This is a genomic window from Phaeovulum sp., from assembly GCF_047638075.1.
Taxonomy (GTDB): domain Bacteria; phylum Pseudomonadota; class Alphaproteobacteria; order Rhodobacterales; family Rhodobacteraceae; genus UBA6197.
In genome coordinates, this window is sequence record NZ_JBLJBV010000036.1 from 22,426 (window position 1) to 40,796 (window position 18,371).

Here is an 18,371-nt window from a genome sequence, read left to right on the forward strand (position 1 = left end):
CGACTTATTCCGGCTGCCAAGCCTCGTAATCGCTCCGCGCCACGGGGGCCGCCTTGCGCAACGTGCCGGTCGGCAAATAGGCACCAGACGTGCCGGTCAGATTTTCCTTGTGCGGCAATTCCCATGGCTTGCGGACAAGCGGCATCTTGGTCGGTGGCTCATCCCAGGTGAAATGGATCCAGCCATGCCAGTCAGGCGAAATTCTGCTGGCCTGGCATTCGCCATTGTAAATCACCCAACGGCGTTTGGCATCGCGCGTCTGATAATAGATGTTACCCTGCTCGTCCTCACCCACTTTCACGCCCTTGCGCGCGGTGAAGATCTGGGTGCCAAGGGTCTGGCTGTTCCACCAAGTCAAAAGGCGAAGCAGGAATTTCATCTTATATCCTCCGCAGGGTATCGTTGGCCCCTTATAGCGCAGGCGCAGGCAAGGTCCAGCACCTTACCGGGTCATAAAAGGCGGGTGCGACCCCGCCTTCCTTTATCCGGCAGATTTGGGCTCTTTCTTTGCGTCTGAGTGTATCAGCAACGGCTTTGTTTCGGGCGAGTCCACGGCTTCTTCGTTCACCACGACCTCTTGCACCGACTCAAGGCCAGGAAGCTCGAACATGGTATCCAACAAGATATCCTCCATGATCGAGCGCAACCCACGCGCACCGGTCTTACGCTTGATCGCGCGCCGGGCGATCGCTGTCAGCGCATCCTCGGTGAACGTCAGCTTGACGCCCTCAATATCAAACAGTCGCTGATACTGCTTTACCAGCGCGTTCTTGGGTTCTGTCAGAATGGTCACCAACGCCGCTTCATCCAGATCGGTAAGTGTGGCGATCACGGGCAAGCGCCCTACGAATTCCGGAATCAATCCGAATTTCAACAGGTCTTCCGGCTCCAGCTCCATGAACAGCTCACCCACGCCGCGCGATTCGGGGTCTTTGACGTCTGCACCAAACCCGATGGCAGACCCTTTACCGCGCTGCGCGATGATCCGATCCAGCCCCGCAAAGGCGCCGCCACAGATAAACAGGATGTTCGTTGTGTCCACCTGCAGGAATTCCTGCTGCGGGTGTTTACGGCCGCCCTGCGGTGGCACCGATGCCACAGTACCCTCCATGATCTTCAAAAGCGCCTGTTGCACGCCCTCGCCTGATACGTCGCGGGTGATCGACGGGTTGTCAGATTTGCGCGTGATCTTGTCGACCTCGTCGATATAAACGATGCCGCGCTGTGCCCTCTCGACGTTGTATTCCGAGGCCTGAAGCAGTTTAAGGATGATGTTTTCGACATCCTCCCCCACATAACCTGCCTCGGTCAGCGTGGTCGCATCCGCCATGGTGAACGGAACATCCAAAATCCGCGCCAGAGTTTGGGCCAGCAGCGTTTTACCGCAACCGGTTGGGCCAATCAGCAGAATGTTTGATTTCGCCAGCTCGATATCGGATTTCGAGCCATGATTGAGCCGCTTGTAGTGGTTATGCACCGCCACCGACAGCACGCGTTTGGCGTGTATCTGGCCGATCACATAATCATCCAGCACCTTGCAGATATCGCGGGGCGTCGGCACGCCATCAGTCGTTTTCAGCCCGGAAGATTTGGTTTCTTCGCGGATGATGTCCATGCACAGTTCGACACATTCATCACAGATGAACACGGTCGGGCCTGCGATAAGCTTGCGCACCTCGTGCTGGCTCTTGCCGCAGAACGAGCAATACAGCGTGTTCTTGCTATCGGAGCCGGAATTGTTCGCCATGGTTTCCCTCTGTGGCTTGCCCGGCGTTACCACCGGGGCCTTGGTCGGACTGCTCTTTCCTAAAGATTAGGGCAGCCCCACTGTCATCACAATGTCAAAATGTTCACCCCGCCGCCTGGCGCGGAATCATTCTGACGATTCAACCTTGGTTCGGCTCTCCAAAATCTCGTCAATCAGGCCCCAATCCTTGGCCTGCTCAGCAGACATGAAATTGTCACGCTCCAGCGCGGCCTCAACCGTGGCTAGGTCTTGCCCCGTGTGTTTGACGTAGATTTCATTCAACCGGTTCTTCAGTTTTTGTGTCTCTTGCGCGTGAATCATGATGTCAGTTGCCTGCCCCTGATACCCCCCCGAGGGCTGGTGCACCATCACACGGCTGTTGGGCAAAGAAAACCGCATCCCTTTTTCGCCGGCTTGCAGCAGCAAGCTGCCCATTGACGCAGCCTGCCCGATGACCAGCGTCGAAACCTTCGGCCGGATGTACTGCATCGTGTCATAGATCGACAGACCCGAGGTCACGACACCGCCGGGGCTATTGATATACATGGCAATTTCTTTCGACGGGTTCTCCGCCTCCAAAAACAAAAGTTGCGCACAGATCAGTGTCGACATGCCATCATGCACCGGGCCGGACAGAAAAATGATCCGCTCTTTCAACAGGCGCGAATAAATATCATAGGCGCGTTCGCCACGGCTGGTCTGTTCAACGACCATCGGCACCAAGGTGTTCATGTAAAGATCAATCGGGTCTCTCATCGCGCCTGCCTCTTTCACTGTCTCTTGGACTCCATAGCCCCAGAACGTTACCCGAGTCTTAGTGTCGCGCGCAGGGGGCTGCAAGGGCAGGAACGCGGGCGTGACTGCGCGCGCTTAAGGTTAATTCAACCAACACCGCATTCCAAAAGGCAGGCCCATGCGACGCCCGAAGGTGCCGGGAAACATTTTTGTGAGGCATGTTGGCTTTATGCCGCACCCCCCCAGCGGCCTGCCCGCTGACGGGCATCGGCAAGGGGTCATCCAGCCATCTGAACATCATAGCCAAAAACGGCGCGCCGATCTAAGCCCGACCTGATTCGCGAACCATCATGATCAATCCTGCATGGAATGTTGATCAGCGAGCAAACTTTCGCACCTTATAACATGCGCAAACGGCCAGGGTATGCGGCGCTGATCCAAGGTAAAACCGGGGTGGAGCGGGTGAAGGGAATCGAACCCTCGTCGTAAGATTGGAAATCTTCTGCTCTACCATTGAGCTACACCCGCACACCCGCCGTATAATCCGCCCGGCGGGCAAAAGGCAATATACCTTGCCCGCCCGCAACACGCAAACACCGGGCCCCTGCCTATACGGTAATTATTGGCCGATCGTCTTGATCCGGCCTTCAACCGTGCTGGTAACCTTACCGGTGGCCATGACGTAGTGCATCACATCATTGGCCATCAGATTGCCGTTTCCCGCATTGATCAGCACCTTGCCGCCACCAAATGCGCCATAACCATCGCCGCCCTCCAACATGTAGTCATTGGTGGCAACCCGGTAAAGCCGGTCCATTTCCAGCGCTGTGCCGCCAATCGCGACGGAAACCACCCGCGCCCCGGCAGGTGCCGACGGGTCATAAATCACTGTCAACCCCGCAACTTGCGGGAACCGGCCGGCACCCTTTTCAACCTGGCTGAAGCCATTTTCCAGCGCCGCCAGAACCTGGCTTCCGGGGATTTCGGTCATCACCGTTACATTGCCGAATGGAAGCTCATTCAAAATATCGCGGCGGGTCAGTTTGGTGCCTGCATCATAGGTCCGATCCGCGCGAATGCCGCCGCCCCCAATGATAGCAACATCCGCCCCCGCCGCCTTTTGCACCGCATCGGCAATCAGATTTCCAATGGCCGCTTCCTCTGCCCGCACCACGTTGCGCCGCGAATCAAGCGGCACTTCGGTCACGCCTATTTCCAGGTTAAGGCTTTCATCCAACTGGTTCTTGAAGCCATTGACCATCGCCAGCGTTTCAGGATCCGGGCTTACGTTTGCCGTGTCGATAAACCGGAAAATCGGCGTCCAACTGATCGTGCGCTTGCCGTCTTTTTCGTCGATCTCGATATGCAGATCCACAGGTGAAAGGTATCGCGCGTCCATCGACGTTTCAACATAGGCCGTGATGCCGTCATAGGCGGTGGCATAGGAATGGTCATCACCTGACAAGATCACGTCAAACTCGTGGCTCTGGAACAGCTCACTGTCGTTTGCCTGATCGGTCTGCACGACGCCAATCACCAGATCGGCCCCGTCATCACGCGCGGCCTTGGCAGCGGCAATGCCGGTTTCGACCGTTGGCAGAAACTTCAAATCGCCAGAGCTGGCCACCTCGGGCGTCGTGTCCTGCGCCACCGGTACCAGCGCAATTTTCAGCCCGGCCATCTGCTTGATCATCACCCCGCCAAGCCCCGGCACCGCCGATCCATCCGCATTCGTGATGTTCACCGCCGCCCAGGGGTATGCCGACGCCGCCATCTTTTCGGCAAAGTTCTCAGGGCCGAAATCAAACTCGTGATTGCCCGGAACGGCAATGTCGAACGGCACGAGGTTGGTCAGATCAATGGTATTTTGCCCCTTGTCAAACCCCGACAGGATCGAGGGCGACAGCATATCCCCGTCAAATACATAAAGCATATTGGGGTTGGCCGCACGTTCGGCCCGGGCCACGGCATTCAACCGGGCAAAGCCGCCGCGCCCATCCTCTTCGGCAAAGTTATAAACATCGCCAACGCCAAGGATGGTCAGCTTGACCGTTTCGGCAAAGGCCGGGGTCAGGGCCACGGGCGCACATACGCCCGCCCCCAAAAACAGCGCAGCAAGGCGGCAGATCGGGGTAAGCATCGTCGCTCTCCTTGTTATGGCGGTCCCTCAACCGATCATTGCGCCGCGGGGGGCTTCTGTCAAAGCCTTGATCGCCGCCCTTGGATGATGCCGCGCGGATGCATCCCCCCCCGAATACACCCCATTGACCCCCCAACAGTCCCGGTGCATGTCAGGCAGATGCTGATTTACAAGATATTCCGCCGCCCCGAATGGGATGCTCTTCGCGCCAAAGGTCAGACCTTGGGCGCACCCGTTGATCTAGCCGACAGGTTCATCCATTTCTCGACCGGGGCGCAGGTGATGGAAACCGCCGCGCGCCATTTCAACGGCCAGTCCGATCTGGTTCTGGTCGCTTGCGACCCGGCTGCCCTGGGCGCCGATCTGAAATGGGAACCGTCACGCGGCGGGGCACTGTTTCCGCATCTTTACCGTCCGCTGGCGCTGTCCGATGTGGTCTGGGATAAATCTCTGCCGCTGGGCGCCACCGGCCATATCTTCCCCGAGGGACCACTGTGAAACTGATCGAGCGCGCGGGCCTTGCCGCATTGCACCGCCTCGACCCCGAAACCGCGCACGGGCTCTCGATCCGCGCCTTGCGGGCGGGGCTCGTGCCGCTGGCCGGGCCGGTCACCTCGCCCCGGCTGGCCACCACGCTCGCGGGGCTGAGCCTGCCAAATCCCATCGGCCTTGCTGCGGGCTTTGACAAGAACGCCACCGCAGTTGCGGCGCTGATGCGTGCAGGTTTTGGCTTCATCGAACTGGGCGCCGCCACGCCCCGCCCGCAACCCGGCAACCCCCGCCCAAGGCTGTTTCGCCTGACCGAGGACCGCGCCGCGATCAACCGCTTCGGCTTCAACAATGAGGGGGCTGACGCAATCGCCGCACGTATGGCCACCCGGCCCAAGGGTATCCCCGTCGGGCTCAACCTTGGCGCCAACAAAGACAGCAGCGACCGCGCCGCCGACTTTGCCACCGTGCTGGCCGTCGCTGGCCCACATGCCGACTTTGCCACCGTCAACGTCTCATCGCCCAACACCGAAAGGCTGCGCGACCTGCAAGGCAAAGCCGCCCTCGCCGCCCTGCTTCAAGGGGTGCTGGCCGTGCGCGCCACCCTCCCCCGTCCAATCCCGATCTTCCTCAAAATCGCGCCCGATCTGACCCCGCCCGAGCTCGAAGATCTGGCCGAAGTGGCCCTTGCCGCCCGGATCGACGGGGTCATCGCCACAAACACCACCCTGTCGCGCGATGGTCTGAAATCTGCTCATAAAAGCCAATCAGGCGGGCTTTCGGGCGCGCCATTGTTTGAAAAGTCCACCCGCATACTGGCGCAGCTTTCGCAGCTCACAGCCGGACAGGTGCCGTTGATCGGCGTCGGCGGGATCGGCACCGCCGATCAGGCCTATGAAAAAATCCGCGCCGGTGCCAGCGCCGTGCAACTTTACACCGCGTTGGTCTACGGCGGTCTGTCACTTGCCGCCGATATCGCGCGCGGGCTTGATGCGCTTTTGGCGCGAGATGGTTTTACCTCGGTGCAAGAGGCGGTCGGAACGGGGCGCGGCACATGGACCTGACGATCTGGCACAACCCGCGCTGCTCGACCTCGCGCAAGACACTGGCGCTGCTGGAAAGCCGGGGCCTCGCGCCCATCATCCGGCTTTACCTGCAAGACCCGCCCACAGCGGCTGAGCTGCGCAGCGCCGTCGCCGCCCTCAACCAACCGGCCCAAATTCTGATTCGCTGGAAAGACGCACCCGCAACCCTGCCCCGAAACGCCCCCGATGACAGCCTGATCGCCGCCATGGTTGCGAAACCCGCACCTCATCGAACGCCCGCTCGTACTGCACGGCCCCCACGCCGCCCTCGGCCGCCCTCCCGAAGCCGTCCTCGGTCTGCTCAAATAGCTTTTTTTTGGCAAAATACTCTCGGGGGGAGCCGCTTTGAAAAAGCGGCGTGGGGGGCAGACAGCCCCCCTGCCTGGCCACCCGCTCAGCCGTTCAGATCCTTCAGCAACCGGCCATGCTTGCGCACCTCGGCCAGCACGTCGCCAAACGTTACCAGCCCCCGTGCCTTCAGCGCGGGCAGCAGCTTCAGGAACGCATCCGCTGTGGCCACCGTGTCGCCAATGGCAGTGTGGCGCGCCTCTTCGGGGATGGTGATCCCCAGCCGGTGCGCCAGCGCATCAAGACTGTGCGTTTCGCTTTGCCCAAACACCACCGCCGACAGCAGGACCGTATCCAGAATCGGGTGGTCGAAGCCCAGCCCGATCACCGCCTCTTTCCGGCGCAGAAACTCCATATCGAAGGGCGCGTTATGCGCGATCAGCACCGCCCCTTCAGCGAATTTATGGAACCGGCGGCCCACTTCGGCAATATCGGGCGCCCCTTCGACCATCGCCTCCGAGATCCCATGCACCTCGGTCGAGCTGGCGGGTATCCGCCGTTTGGGGTTGACCAGCGTGTCGAAAACCTCTTTTTCTACCCGCCGCCCGTTGACGATCCGCACGGCCGCAATCTGCACGATCTCGTCACCCTCGGATGGCAAAAGCCCCGTCGTCTCGGTGTCGAACACCACATAGGTCAGGTCTTCCAGACGCGCGTCGGCCACTTCGGCGTTGCGCGCCTTGGATAGCAGGTCAAAATCATAGACCACCGCGCGGGTGACCGGCGCCGGCCGCTTGACGGATCGGCGCGCCTCGCGCAGCGGCATCGCAACCCGGTGGCGCCCGCCGGCGCCGGATTCGGGCCAGATTTCAGTGGCATGGGTCGTCAGAACCCGGTGCCCGGTCACATCGGCCATGCCAACCTCCAGCGGCGCGTCCAGCCAATGTTCAAGGTCCGTGATCGACAACGCCGCCCCCACCCAGGACAGGGTTATCAACGCACCCGGCCCGTCTTCGGCAATCTCGATCTGCAGATCGTCACGCCCCGGTTTCAACCGCACGGCCAGCGCCGCCAGCAGCGCGACCACCTCAAAACCGTCGCAACGCAGGATCAGCGGCTGCGCGGTTGCGCCAACGTCCACCCCTTCGGCGCCTGCGCGCGCACGCACGGCCTCGGTCAGGTCCAGCGATCTTACCATCGACAGCGGCCACCAATCCGCGCGGGCGGCATCATAGCGGGCGGAAAGTTCGGTGACGGCGCGGGCTAGGCCCGTAACCTCGGCCAGCATCGCGTGGCCCATCGCGGCGGGCACGGCCGCGTCGTCTTGTTCCGACAACACGCCAATCACCGTTTGCAGGTTGGCGGCGGGGCGGCGGATACGGTCGAACATCTCTTCCATCATCGCCTCGCGGGCGGAATGGGCCGACAGATCGCCCGTCACATCGCGCAGCGTCAGCACATAGCCGGGGCGCGCGCCCGCCCGCCCGTCTGACGCCTCCGATAGCAGCCGCATCCGCGCGGCAAGGATCTTGGCATCACCCACCGTAGCGCATAAAAGGTCCGATGCCGCGTCCACATCATCGGTTTCCAATAGGCGCGCATAGGCATGCGCCACCGGCGCCTTGTGCAGATAATCAAACACCCGCCGATCCAGCCCCGGCGCATGCGCGGCATCCAGCCCGCCCAAAAGATCCACCGCCTGCCCGTTGTAAAACACCAGCTGATGGTCAGGCGTACACAAAAGCACCCCCACTGGCACATCCGACAAAAGGGTTTCCAGACGCTCTTTTTCCGCCGCCAGACGCGTGGTTTCACGCATCACGGATTCTGCCAAAGCTGAACGCGTTTCCGCCAGATGCTGCGTTACCGCCACCGCCGCCGGGGCCAGATCCCCCAGATAGCGCGCGGGCTTTTCATCAATGGCGACGGCAACATCGGCATGGGTGCGCGCACGCATCCCCCCTGCCAGCCGCTCGATAGGTTTGGCGACATTTTCATCAAACAAGAACCACACCCAGGTAATCAGCCCGAAAATGGCAAACCCTGCCACCGCCCCCCCAATCACAAAGGCATTGAGTGCCGACGGATCGTTCAGCCGATGATAGCCAAAATACAACCCAGCCCCCAGCGCGCCGATATTCCCCGCGGCAAGCGCTGCAAAGAACAAGAATACCCGCAGTCGAAGGCCGAAGCGTTCCATCATGCCACGCCGCCCGGTTCGTCCGGCACATCCAGCAGGCGCTTTACCTCGGCGCGCAGCTCTTTCAGCTCAAAAGGCTTGGCGATGAACCCATCGGCGCCCAAGGCCAGCCCCTTGCGCCGCTCCATCGCAGAGCCGCGCGCGGTCATCATCAAAATCTTGACCCCATCAAGTGATCTGTCGGCGCGAACCTCTTGGCAGATTTCATACCCCGACACCTCGGGCAGCATGACATCCAGCAGCACCAGATCAGGTTGCGTTGCCCGTATTTGCGCCAGCGCCTCACCGCCATTGGCAATCCGGTCATGGATATAGCCTTCACGCGTCATCAGAAAATCCAGCGCGATGGCGATGTTGTCTTCGTCTTCCACGATCAGGACGCGGTGTTTCGTATCCCCGTCTCCCATTGTTCATCCTCCCAAACAGGCGGCCTTCAGGACATCGTCATTTAACCCGACCGGTAGCCAGACAGCCCCACTCAGGGTTCCATCCGGTGTCAGCTCCGCCCCCTCAAGCAGGTCAGCCCGCAGCCCCTTGTTGCAGTCAAAGGCCACCGGCACGCGGGTTGTGGGCACATAGCGCTGCACCAGCATCACCTCGGCCGCGACCAGACCCGGAACCGTGGTTGAGCGGATCGTGACCGCGCTATCGACGGCCATGAACCGCAGCGTGATCGGTGCAAGATAGGTCCAGGGCCGGTACGCCTGACTGCTTTCAATGGTGCGCACAATCGTAACCGTTTCAGGCAGTTGCGCCTTGACCCGTGAAAACCACGAATACTCGTTCCAGATCGAAAAACCCAGCATGACCACCCCGACCGCAGCGGGCATCAGCCACCTGGGCAGCCGTTTGCCGCTAAGATGGTTGGCGGCAAAAACGATACAGGCCGTCAAAACGCCTGCCGCCAGCATCGAGATCAGATCAATCGACATTCAGTTCCTTCCAGATATCCGGCCTCATATCAGCTCATTGCTCCTTTGCCGTGACCCAGTGCTGATTGCATCGTACGCACCACCACAAAGGCGTCACGCAGGTGGCTACGCTCAAAATCAGAAAGGTCCGTCGGTGACAAAAAGTTATCGGGTTTGCGGTTTGACCTTATCAAATGCGCCTGGTTTTCCAGCCGCATCCGGGCAATCAGATCATAGGCCTCGATCAGATCGCGCGCCCCCGAGGGGGAAATCACGGCCGCATCTTCGGCGCCGGTCAGCCGGGCGCGGGTGTTGATTGCGCTAAGGCGGCCTTGCAACGCATAGATCCGCGCCAGATCCGCGACCGGCACCACGCCGTTGTGCTTCATGTCGATATGGTTACGGTATTCGCCCGACCGTATGGTCGCAAAGCCGCGGATCAGCCCCAGCGGTGGCGTGTGTTTCAGGCTGTTGACCACCATATGCGCCACGAAGATCGAATTTCTTGAGGCATTCTCAAGCGTTTCCGCCTGAATATCCTGATAGAGGCTGGCGGTTCCACCGATCGCGCGCAGATCAAACATCACCGAGGCCAGCATCTGCGCCTCGGGGTTGGGGGTCGCGATCCAGCGGCGGAAATAATCGCGCCAGACATGCTGCGGCTGACACCAGCGGTCTGCCGTGGCCATCATATCGCCGGGGCAATAGACATAGCCACACTGATGCAACCCATCAGACACGATCTTGGCCAGCGCCTTGAAATAGGCCATGTCGCCATCTCTTACCGCGTCATCAAGGATCAGACAGTTGTCCTGATCTGAAACGCCGGTCTGTTCCTGCCGCCCCTGAGAACCGCACGCCAACCAAAGATAGGGCACCGGCGCCGGGCCCAGCTGCGCCTCGGCCATTGCCAACAGGCGCCGAGTAACGGCATCGGCAATGTCGGTGATCAGGCGGGTGACTACCTCATGGCCGTGATTTCCGCCGACCAACTGTACCAGCAGGCGGGGGATCTGCCCCGTGGCCGTGGCCATATCCGCGACGGTTTCAGCACCCGCGATATCGCGGATCAGGACAGCGGTGCTGACGGCCTGAAAACGGGTCAGGTCGGTCTGGGTGACCATCCCGGCAAAGCGACCCTGATCGACAATCGGCAAATGGCCGATCCGGCGCTCCAGCATCAGATGCAACACATCAGACCCCAGCGCCGTCAACGGAAGGGACACGGGATCCGGCGTCATCACTGCGCTGACCGGGATCGCCGGATCGCGACCTTCGGCCAGCACCTTGTTGGACAGGTCGCGCACCGTCAAAATGCCTTTAAGCGTGCCGTCTGCGGTCACCCCAAGGCTGGAGATATGGGCATCACGCATGATCCGGGCGGCCTCGGCCACCGAGGTGTCAGGCTGGCAGGTGACTGGCTTGCGGGCAATCAGATCTGCCACTTTCAGTGTGACAATCTCATTGCTGCGCGGGTCGTGACCCCGCCCACGGTTGAAAAAACGCTCAAATGAGGGAAAATCATGTATCAGGCGATGAAATTCGGACGCTGGCAGCATCAAGACAATACTGTCTTGCTTGGTGCGTACAGTGGTTGCGGCCAACCCGTCGCGGGCCATCCCGCGTTCGCCAAAGGAATTTCGGTGCGACAGCAGTGATACCAGCGCGCCGTTGCGGTCCAACACCTCGACGCCACCTTCCTGGATCACGAAGATTCCGCCAAGGGGCTCGTCAATTTCATAGATGAGGGTTTCGGCGGGAATGGTCTTGCGCCGAATGGCGCCGGCTACGCGCGCCAGTTCGTCACGCGGCAGACTGTCATAGGGGTGAACGGTTTCCAGAAATCCGATCAAAGACTGAAGGTCCGGTTCCATCGTTCGCTCCTCGTGTGGCACACGCCCCGGCGGGGTGCTGCCTTGGATTTTGCGCGCGGGCGGCAGGTTATCCTGCCGCCCGACACCTTTTTAGTGAGCGGTGGCCGTCCCCGCGCCTTTCGGAACACGGATAGACTCTACCAGTTCCTGAACTTCGACCGGCGGCTCATCGGTCGCGCTCGACACCACATAGGCGACGGCAAAGTTGATCAGCGCACCCACGGCCCCGAACGACGTCGACTTGATCGACAACAGCAGCGGATCGGCATCCGTAAAGCTGTTGGTATCGGGGATGAAGAACCAGCCCTTATGCAGGAAGATGTAGACAAGGGTGATGCCCAGACCACAGATCATCCCTGCAACCGCACCCTTGTTGTTGATGCGTTTCGAGAAGATCCCCATCATCAGCGCCGGGAAGATCGAGGCGGCGGCGATACCGAACGCCAGGGCCACCGTCTGCGCCGCAAAGCCCGGCGGGTTCAGGCCAAGGTAGGTTGCAACCGCAATGGCAACAGCCATCGAGATACGCGCGGCCAGCAATTCGCCCTTTTCCGAGATATTCGGATTCAGCTGCCCCTTGATCAGGTCGTGACTGATAGCCGAGGAAATGGCCAGCAGCAGACCCGCCGCCGTCGACAGCGCCGCTGCGATACCACCCGCGGCAACCAGCGCGATCACCCAGCTTGGAAGTCTTGCGATTTCCGGGTTGGCCAGCACCATGATGTCGTTGTTCACGGTCAACTCGTTCCCGGCCCAACCTTCGGCCGCGAATTTCTCATCCTTGGATTTGTCGTTGTAGTACTGGATCAGGCCATCACCGTTCTTGTCTTCGAACACCAAAAGCCCGGTGGTTTCCCAGTTCTTCATCCAATCGGGACGCGCATCATAAGCAATCGGCGCCTCAGAGGTGCCACTTGGATAGATGTTCGAGATCAGGTTCAGACGGGCCATCGCACCCACCGCCGGAGCGACAAGATAAAGCAGCGCGATGAACACCAACGCCCAGCCAGCCGACCACCGCGCGTCAGCCACCGTCGGAACGGTGAAGAAGCGAACGATAACGTGCGGCAGACCAGCCGTGCCGATCATCAACGACATGGTGAACAGGAACAGGTTCAGCATGGTGTCGGTGTGGCCGGTGTATTTGGAAAAGCCCAGATCGGTAACCACCGCATCCAGTTTCGCCAAAAGCGGCATTCCCGATGCCGTATGCTCGGAGAAAAGGCCCAACGGCGGCAACAAGGTATCCGTCAACTCAAGCGAGATGAACACAGCCGGGATCGTATAGGCCAGGATCAGCACGACGTATTGCGCAACCTGCGTGTAGGTGATGCCCTTCATACCGCCCAGAACCGCGTAGGCAAACACCACCGCCGCACCGATATAAAGGCCGGTCGAAACCTTGACCTCAAGAAAGCGCGAAAAGGCCACGCCAACACCGGTCATCTGACCGATAACATAGGTGACGGAGGCGATGATCAGACAGACCACGGCCACAAGGCGCGCGGTCGGGCTGTAAAAACGGTCCCCGATGAATTCCGGCACGGTAAACTTGCCGAACTTGCGCAGGTAAGGCGCAAGAAGCATCGCCAGCAGCACATAGCCGCCGGTCCAGCCCATGAGATAGGCCGAGGTATCATACCCGCCGGCAGCAATGATGCCCGCCATCGAGATGAACGAGGCGGCAGACATCCAGTCCGCGCCGGTTGCCATGCCGTTCAGCACAGGGTGAACACCCCGGCCAGCGGCATAAAACTCGGATGTGGAGCCCGCGCGGGCCCAGATCGCGATGCCGAAGTAAAGCACGAAGGTCGCGCCCACCACCAGCAGGTTGAGGGTAAATTGATCCATTGTCCCGACGCTCCTTTATTCTTCCACGCCGTGTTCTTTGTCCAACCGGTTCATGCGCCAGGCATAAACAAAGATCAGAACCAGAAACACGAGGATTGAGCCTTGCTGGGCAAACCAAAAGCCCAGATCCGTACCACCCACAGCAATGCCCGACAGCATCGGACGCAGAAGGATGCCAAAGCCAAAGGACACGAGAAACCAGATTACCAGAAACAGCTGGATCATCCGGATGTTCGCTCTCCAGTAGGCGTTGGACGATGATTTGTCCGCCATTTGCGTAACTCCCATTTTTGTTATCACCAAGGCAGCCCCACGCGGGCGCTGCCCCTCCCCGTCAAACCGCCGAGACCCGCGCGACGATCTGGCCCAATCCGGTAGCGATCTCGTCGATGTCACCCATCGCGTCGATCGTTTCCAGAACACCCAAACCGTCATAATGCGCAATCAGCGGCGCCGTTTGGGCGTGGTAGGCCTTCAGCCGTTCCCGCGCCGTGTCGGCATTGTCGTCGGCACGCCGCTTGAATGTTGTGCCGCCGCATTTGTCGCAAGTGCCCGCAACCGCGGGCCGCTTGAATTCGTCATGATAGCCTTCGCCGCAGGTGCCGCAGGTAAAGCGGCCAGCGACGCGGTTGACCATCGCCTCGTCGTCCACCTCAAGGCTGATCGCCGCCGTGACGCGCTGACCGGCCTCGGCCAACAGCGCATCCAGCGCCGCCGCCTGCCCGTCGGTGCGCGGAAAGCCATCCAGAATGATACCGCGCGCCACATCGGGCTCTGCCAGACGGTCCTTGAGGATCGCCAGCACGATGTCATCGCTGACCAGCCCGCCCGCCTCCATCACTGCCTTGGCGGCCCGGCCTGCGTCCGTGCCCGCCGCCACGGCAGCGCGCAAAAGATCGCCGGTGGATAGCTGGATCAGGCCAAAGTCCTGTTCCAGTTTGCGCGCCTGTGTGCCCTTGCCTGCCCCCGGAGGGCCAAGCAGGATCAAGACGGCGGGGGCGGTTTTTACGGTGTTTTCCATCATCGCCGCCACCACTCAGTTCCGGTTCATGCGGTTGTTGATCAGTTCATCCACCACCGATGGATCAGCGAGGGTCGAAATATCACCCAGGGCGCCAAAATCGTTTTCGGCAATCTTGCGCAGGATGCGGCGCATGATCTTGCCCGAGCGGGTTTTCGGCAGGCCCGGCGCCCATTGGATCAGATCAGGCGAGGCAATCGGCCCAATCTCGGTGCGGACCCATTTGACCAACTCTTTGCGCAGATCCTCGGAGGGCTCTTCGTCGTTCATCAACGTCACATAGGCGTAGATGCCCTGCCCCTTGATGTCGTGCGGATAGCCCACCACGGCGGCCTCGGCCACTTTGACATGCGCAACCAGCGCGGATTCGACCTCGGCGGTGCCCATCCGGTGGCCCGACACGTTGATCACGTCATCGACGCGGCCGGTGATCCAGTAATAGCCATCCTGATCGCGGCGGCAGCCGTCACCGGTAAAGTAATATCCGCGATACTGCGAGAAATAGGCTTCCTGAAAGCGCTCATGATCGCCCCAAAGCGTGCGCATCTGGCCCGGCCAGCTATCCGAGATGCACAGCACCCCTTCGGCTTCGGTTTCGCCAATACGGCGGCCAGTTTGCGGATCCAGCACCACAGGTTTGACGCCAAAGAACGGGTTGGTGGCCGAACCGGGCTTTGTGGGCGTGGCACCCGGCAGCGGGGTCAGCATATGGCCGCCGGTTTCAGTCTGCCAGAAGGTGTCGACGATGGGGCATTTGCCCTTGCCGACATGTTTGTCATACCAGACCCAGGCTTCGGGGTTGATCGGCTCACCGACCGAGCCCAGCACGCGCAGGCTTGAGAGATCATATTTGTGAACCCACTCACTGCCCATTCCCATAAGCGAACGCAGCGCGGTAGGCGCGGTGTAAAACTGGGTCACCTTGTGCTTTTCGCAAACTTCCCAGAAACGGCCGGCATCGGGAAAGGTCGGCACGCCCTCAAACATGATTGTCGTCGCACCATTGGCAAGCGGGCCATAGATGATATAGCTGTGCCCCGTGACCCAACCCACATCGGCCGTGCACCAGAACACATCGCCATCTTGATAGTCGAACGTGTATTGGTGGGTCATCGCAGCATAGACAAGATAACCGCCGGTGGTATGCACCACACCCTTTGGCTTGCCGGTCGATCCGGATGTGTAAAGGATGAACAGCGGGTCTTCTGCCCCCATCGGACGGGGCGGGCATTCAGGGCTGACCTGCTCCATCAACGCCAGAACATCGACATCGCGACCATTCACCCAAGAGGTCTGCTCGCCGGTGTGCTTCACCACAAGACAGCGCACCTTGTCAGAACAATGCAGCAGGGCGACATCGGTGTTGGCCTTCAACTGGGTCCGGCGCCCACCGCGCGGGGCCGTATCAGCGGTGATCACCAGCTTGGCGCCGCAATCATTGATCCGGTTGGCCAGCGCATCGGGCGAAAATCCGGCAAACACGATCGAGTGGATAGCGCCGATCCGCGCACAAGCCAGCATCGCATAGGCGGCTTCGGGGATCATCGGCAGGTAAATCACCACCCGGTCCCCGCGCATCACGCCCTGGCTAAGCAGCACGTTGGCCATCTGGTTCACCTTGCGGGACAGTTCGCGGTAGGTGATGTGCTTGGCCGGGGTGGCCGGATCATCCGGTTCGAAAATGATCGCGGTTTGCAATGCGCGATCTTTCAGGTGGCGATCGACGCAGTTCACCGAGGCATTCAGGACGCCGTCTTCAAACCATTTGATTGAAACCTTGCCATAGGTAAAATCTGTGTCCTTGACCTTTGTGTAAGGCTTGATCCACTCCAGCCGCTGCCCTTCGCGACCCCAGAACGTATCAGGGTCGCTGATCGATTCTGCATACATCGCGTTATATTTGGCGGTATCGGCATGGGCGTTTTCAAAGCCCGCGGGAATGTCCCGCATCACCGGCGCTACGACTGACTGTTCCTGAACGGCCATAATGGCATCCTCCTTGGATATCTGTCGGCACAAAGGCCGCTCCCGCACCTTGACCACAGCCAAGGACAATTAACCCAAGGTCAATGTAAACCCATTCAGCCTTTCTATGTAACCCCCTTTATTAATTGAATTATTTTGTAAAGTTATTCACATTGATAGCGTTAACTTTGTTAATCTTAGTTTTTAGCCAGCATTATTGATATTTTATTTCAAGCTGTTGGCTGTTCACGAGGCGGTGAAGATGCGTAAAATTCAAGCGCCTCCGGCAAGCGGAGTGCATGTACACACACAAAATAAAGATAACTGTGCTTTCGATCAGCCCTTGGGCGATTCGTCGGAATCGGGGGTAACTGTAGCAACCGCCGTGGCGACATCGGGCAGGAAAAGGGCCAGGGGTTCGTGCAAACCCTGAGCATGCAACGCCCGGCGAATTTCAATAGCGGCGCCAGTCACATATAGCTGTGCGCCGCGGCGACGCATCTTTTGCGCCAGCGTCACAACCATTCGTGCCCCGGTGCTGTCAACCAGTGGCACGTTCGAAAAATCAACCACGACCGCCCGCGGACGCTGTGCGATCCGGTCCAGAACCGTCCCCAAGCGCGCAACCGCGCCAAAGAACATCGCCCCACGCAACCGATACACCACCACATCACGCCCCTGCGGATCAGGTGGCATTTCACCCTCGGCCGGGCTATGCGCCTCAATTCGGGTCATCTCGGACATGTGGCGGATGAACACGAGGCCCCCCAGCGCAAAACCGACGATTATACCCTCGGTCAGGTCGCGGAAAACCACCAATGCAAACGTCACCAGCAGCACCATCGCATCCCCACGCGAAGACCGCATAAGCGCCTTGAATTCGTCCTTTTCAATCATGTTCCAGGCAACGATGGCCAGCACCCCGGCCAAAGCAGCCAATGGGATGTAACCAGCCAACGGCGCCGCAACCATCATGAACGCCAACACGAACAGCGCATGCAGCATCCCTGATACGGGACCGTGCGATCCTGCGCGCACATTGGTTGCAGTGCGGGCAATGGTGCCGGTCACGCAGAACCCGCCAAACAACGCCGAGCCGATATTGGCCACCCCCTGCGCCACCAGCTCCGCATTCGAGCGATGTTGGTTGCCCGTCATCCCATCGGCCACAATCGCTGACAACAGCGATTCAATCGCGCCCAGCAGCGTAAAGCTGATCGCCCAAGGTAGCGCCTCGGTGATCGCGTCCATCGAAAGATGAGGCAGGGCGGGGGCAGGCAAGATGCGCGGCAAATCACCAAATCTGGAATGTATTGTCTCAACCGGTAAACCCAACAGCGCGGCCACAATCGCCGCAACCGTCACCCCGATCAACATCCCGGGCAAGCGCGGCAAGAACCGTTTGATCGCCTCGATCAGCACGATCGTGCCCACAGTCACCGCCAACGCCGCCGGTGTAAAACTGTCTCTTGCGTGCCACATCGTTTCAAGTTTGGCAATAAATGCGCCCGGTTCGGGGCCGGTCAATGTCAGCCCGAAAAGGTCCTTGATCTGGCTCGCAAAAATGATGACCCCGATCCCAGCAGTAAACCCGACCGTCACCGGATAGGGAATAAAACGAATGTAACTGCCCAATCGAAGCAACCCCAACGCGACCAGCATGAAACCGGACAGAAAGGTAGCCAATGCCAACCCGGAAAAGCCCGTCTGCATCACGCATGCCGCGATCAAGATGATAAAGGCGCCAGCCGGCCCGCCGACCTGAAACCGCGATCCGCCCAGCAGTGACACCAGAAAACCGCCGACGATCGCCGTGAAAAGCCCGCGCTCGGGCCCGACACCCGACGCGATCGCGATTGCCATCGACAAGGGCAGCGCAACGATTGCCACCGTCAACCCCGCCAATGCATCAGCCTGAAGAAAGCGCAGGCTGTAGCCTTCGCGCAGCACCGTCAAAGACTTGGGAATGAATTCTTCGCGCCATGAAACGCGCGCAATGGGTGATGCAGGAGTCATCTGGAGGGCAATCTCGTTTGTTCGGTGATGCTTCTTCCTCACAATCGAA

Annotated in this window: 16 protein-coding genes and 1 tRNA gene; 3 read left to right on the plus strand and 14 right to left on the minus strand. The window is 60.0% G+C overall.

Annotated elements, in window-relative coordinates; genetic code table 11:
- Nucleotides 1–4: 4 nt before the first annotated feature.
- From ACM62R_RS05360 to ACM62R_RS05380, 5 genes are all read right to left on the minus strand, one after another.
- Nucleotides 5–379 (minus strand): NADH:ubiquinone oxidoreductase subunit NDUFA12, encoded by a 375-nt coding sequence (locus tag ACM62R_RS05360; protein WP_415183031.1) that lies wholly within the window; start codon nucleotides 377–379, stop codon nucleotides 5–7.
- A 102-nt stretch (nucleotides 380–481) separates the two neighbouring features.
- Entirely contained in the window at nucleotides 482–1,747 is a 1,266-nt protein-coding gene (clpX, locus tag ACM62R_RS05365) for an ATP-dependent Clp protease ATP-binding subunit ClpX (RefSeq protein WP_415183032.1), read from the minus strand.
- A 126-nt stretch (nucleotides 1,748–1,873) separates the two neighbouring features.
- A complete protein-coding gene (locus ACM62R_RS05370) occupies nucleotides 1,874–2,503 on the minus strand; it encodes an ATP-dependent Clp protease proteolytic subunit (RefSeq protein WP_415183033.1) in 630 nt (209 codons plus the stop codon).
- 433 nt (nucleotides 2,504–2,936) lie between these two features.
- Nucleotides 2,937–3,010, minus strand: a tRNA-Gly gene (locus ACM62R_RS05375).
- A gap of 91 nt (nucleotides 3,011–3,101) precedes the next feature.
- Nucleotides 3,102–4,622 carry a bifunctional metallophosphatase/5'-nucleotidase gene (locus tag ACM62R_RS05380; protein ID WP_415183034.1) on the minus strand — a complete coding sequence of 507 codons (1,521 nt, stop codon included), beginning with the start codon at nucleotides 4,620–4,622 and terminating at the stop codon, nucleotides 3,102–3,104.
- A gap of 159 nt (nucleotides 4,623–4,781) precedes the next feature.
- Between ACM62R_RS05380 and ACM62R_RS05385 the strand changes: the two genes are divergently transcribed.
- The 3 genes from ACM62R_RS05385 (at nucleotide 4,782) to ACM62R_RS05395 (ending at nucleotide 6,505) form a co-directional block, all read left to right on the plus strand.
- Nucleotides 4,782–5,120 carry a DUF952 domain-containing protein gene (locus ACM62R_RS05385; RefSeq protein ID WP_415183035.1) on the plus strand — a complete coding sequence of 113 codons (339 nt, stop codon included), beginning with the start codon at nucleotides 4,782–4,784 and terminating at the stop codon, nucleotides 5,118–5,120.
- Nucleotides 5,117–6,175, plus strand: a complete 1,059-nt coding sequence (locus tag ACM62R_RS05390) for a quinone-dependent dihydroorotate dehydrogenase (RefSeq protein WP_415183036.1) — start codon at nucleotides 5,117–5,119, stop codon at nucleotides 6,173–6,175. The genes ACM62R_RS05385 and ACM62R_RS05390 overlap by 4 nt, the downstream gene beginning before the upstream one ends.
- Nucleotides 6,176–6,406: 231 nt before the next feature.
- Nucleotides 6,407–6,505: an ArsC/Spx/MgsR family protein gene (locus ACM62R_RS05395; RefSeq protein ID WP_415183037.1), complete on the plus strand. Its 99-nt coding sequence runs from the start codon at nucleotides 6,407–6,409 to the stop codon at nucleotides 6,503–6,505.
- A gap of 85 nt (nucleotides 6,506–6,590) precedes the next feature.
- Here ACM62R_RS05395 and ACM62R_RS05400 read toward each other — a convergent pair whose 3' ends face one another.
- The 9 genes from ACM62R_RS05400 to ACM62R_RS05440 all read right to left on the minus strand — a co-directional run bounded on the left by ACM62R_RS05400 (nucleotide 6,591) and on the right by ACM62R_RS05440 (nucleotide 18,322).
- On the minus strand, nucleotides 6,591–8,687 hold the full coding sequence (locus ACM62R_RS05400; RefSeq protein ID WP_415183038.1) for an exonuclease domain-containing protein: 2,097 nt from the start codon (nucleotides 8,685–8,687) through the stop codon (nucleotides 6,591–6,593).
- Nucleotides 8,684–9,091, minus strand: a complete 408-nt coding sequence (locus ACM62R_RS05405) for a response regulator transcription factor (protein ID WP_415183039.1) — start codon at nucleotides 9,089–9,091, stop codon at nucleotides 8,684–8,686. Before ACM62R_RS05405 ends, ACM62R_RS05400 begins: the two co-directional genes overlap by 4 nt.
- Before the next feature lie 3 nt (nucleotides 9,092–9,094).
- Nucleotides 9,095–9,616 (minus strand): hypothetical protein, encoded by a 522-nt coding sequence (locus ACM62R_RS05410; RefSeq protein ID WP_415183040.1) that lies wholly within the window; start codon nucleotides 9,614–9,616, stop codon nucleotides 9,095–9,097.
- Between the two features lie 29 nt (nucleotides 9,617–9,645).
- Entirely contained in the window at nucleotides 9,646–11,469 is a 1,824-nt protein-coding gene (locus ACM62R_RS05415; RefSeq protein ID WP_415183041.1) for a DUF294 nucleotidyltransferase-like domain-containing protein, read from the minus strand.
- 90 nt (nucleotides 11,470–11,559) lie between these two features.
- Entirely contained in the window at nucleotides 11,560–13,320 is a 1,761-nt protein-coding gene (locus tag ACM62R_RS05420) for a sodium:solute symporter family protein (protein ID WP_415183042.1), read from the minus strand.
- A gap of 15 nt (nucleotides 13,321–13,335) precedes the next feature.
- Nucleotides 13,336–13,593, minus strand: coding sequence for a DUF4212 domain-containing protein (locus ACM62R_RS05425; RefSeq protein ID WP_415183043.1), 258 nt, complete (start codon nucleotides 13,591–13,593; stop codon nucleotides 13,336–13,338).
- 61 nt (nucleotides 13,594–13,654) lie between these two features.
- Entirely contained in the window at nucleotides 13,655–14,341 is a 687-nt protein-coding gene (locus tag ACM62R_RS05430; protein WP_415183077.1) for an adenylate kinase, read from the minus strand.
- Between the two features lie 15 nt (nucleotides 14,342–14,356).
- On the minus strand, nucleotides 14,357–16,291 hold the full coding sequence (gene acs / locus ACM62R_RS05435; RefSeq protein WP_415183078.1) for an acetate--CoA ligase: 1,935 nt from the start codon (nucleotides 16,289–16,291) through the stop codon (nucleotides 14,357–14,359).
- A 351-nt stretch (nucleotides 16,292–16,642) separates the two neighbouring features.
- A complete protein-coding gene (locus ACM62R_RS05440) occupies nucleotides 16,643–18,322 on the minus strand; it encodes a SulP family inorganic anion transporter (protein WP_415183044.1) in 1,680 nt (559 codons plus the stop codon).
- Between the last annotated feature and the right edge of the window lie 49 nt (nucleotides 18,323–18,371).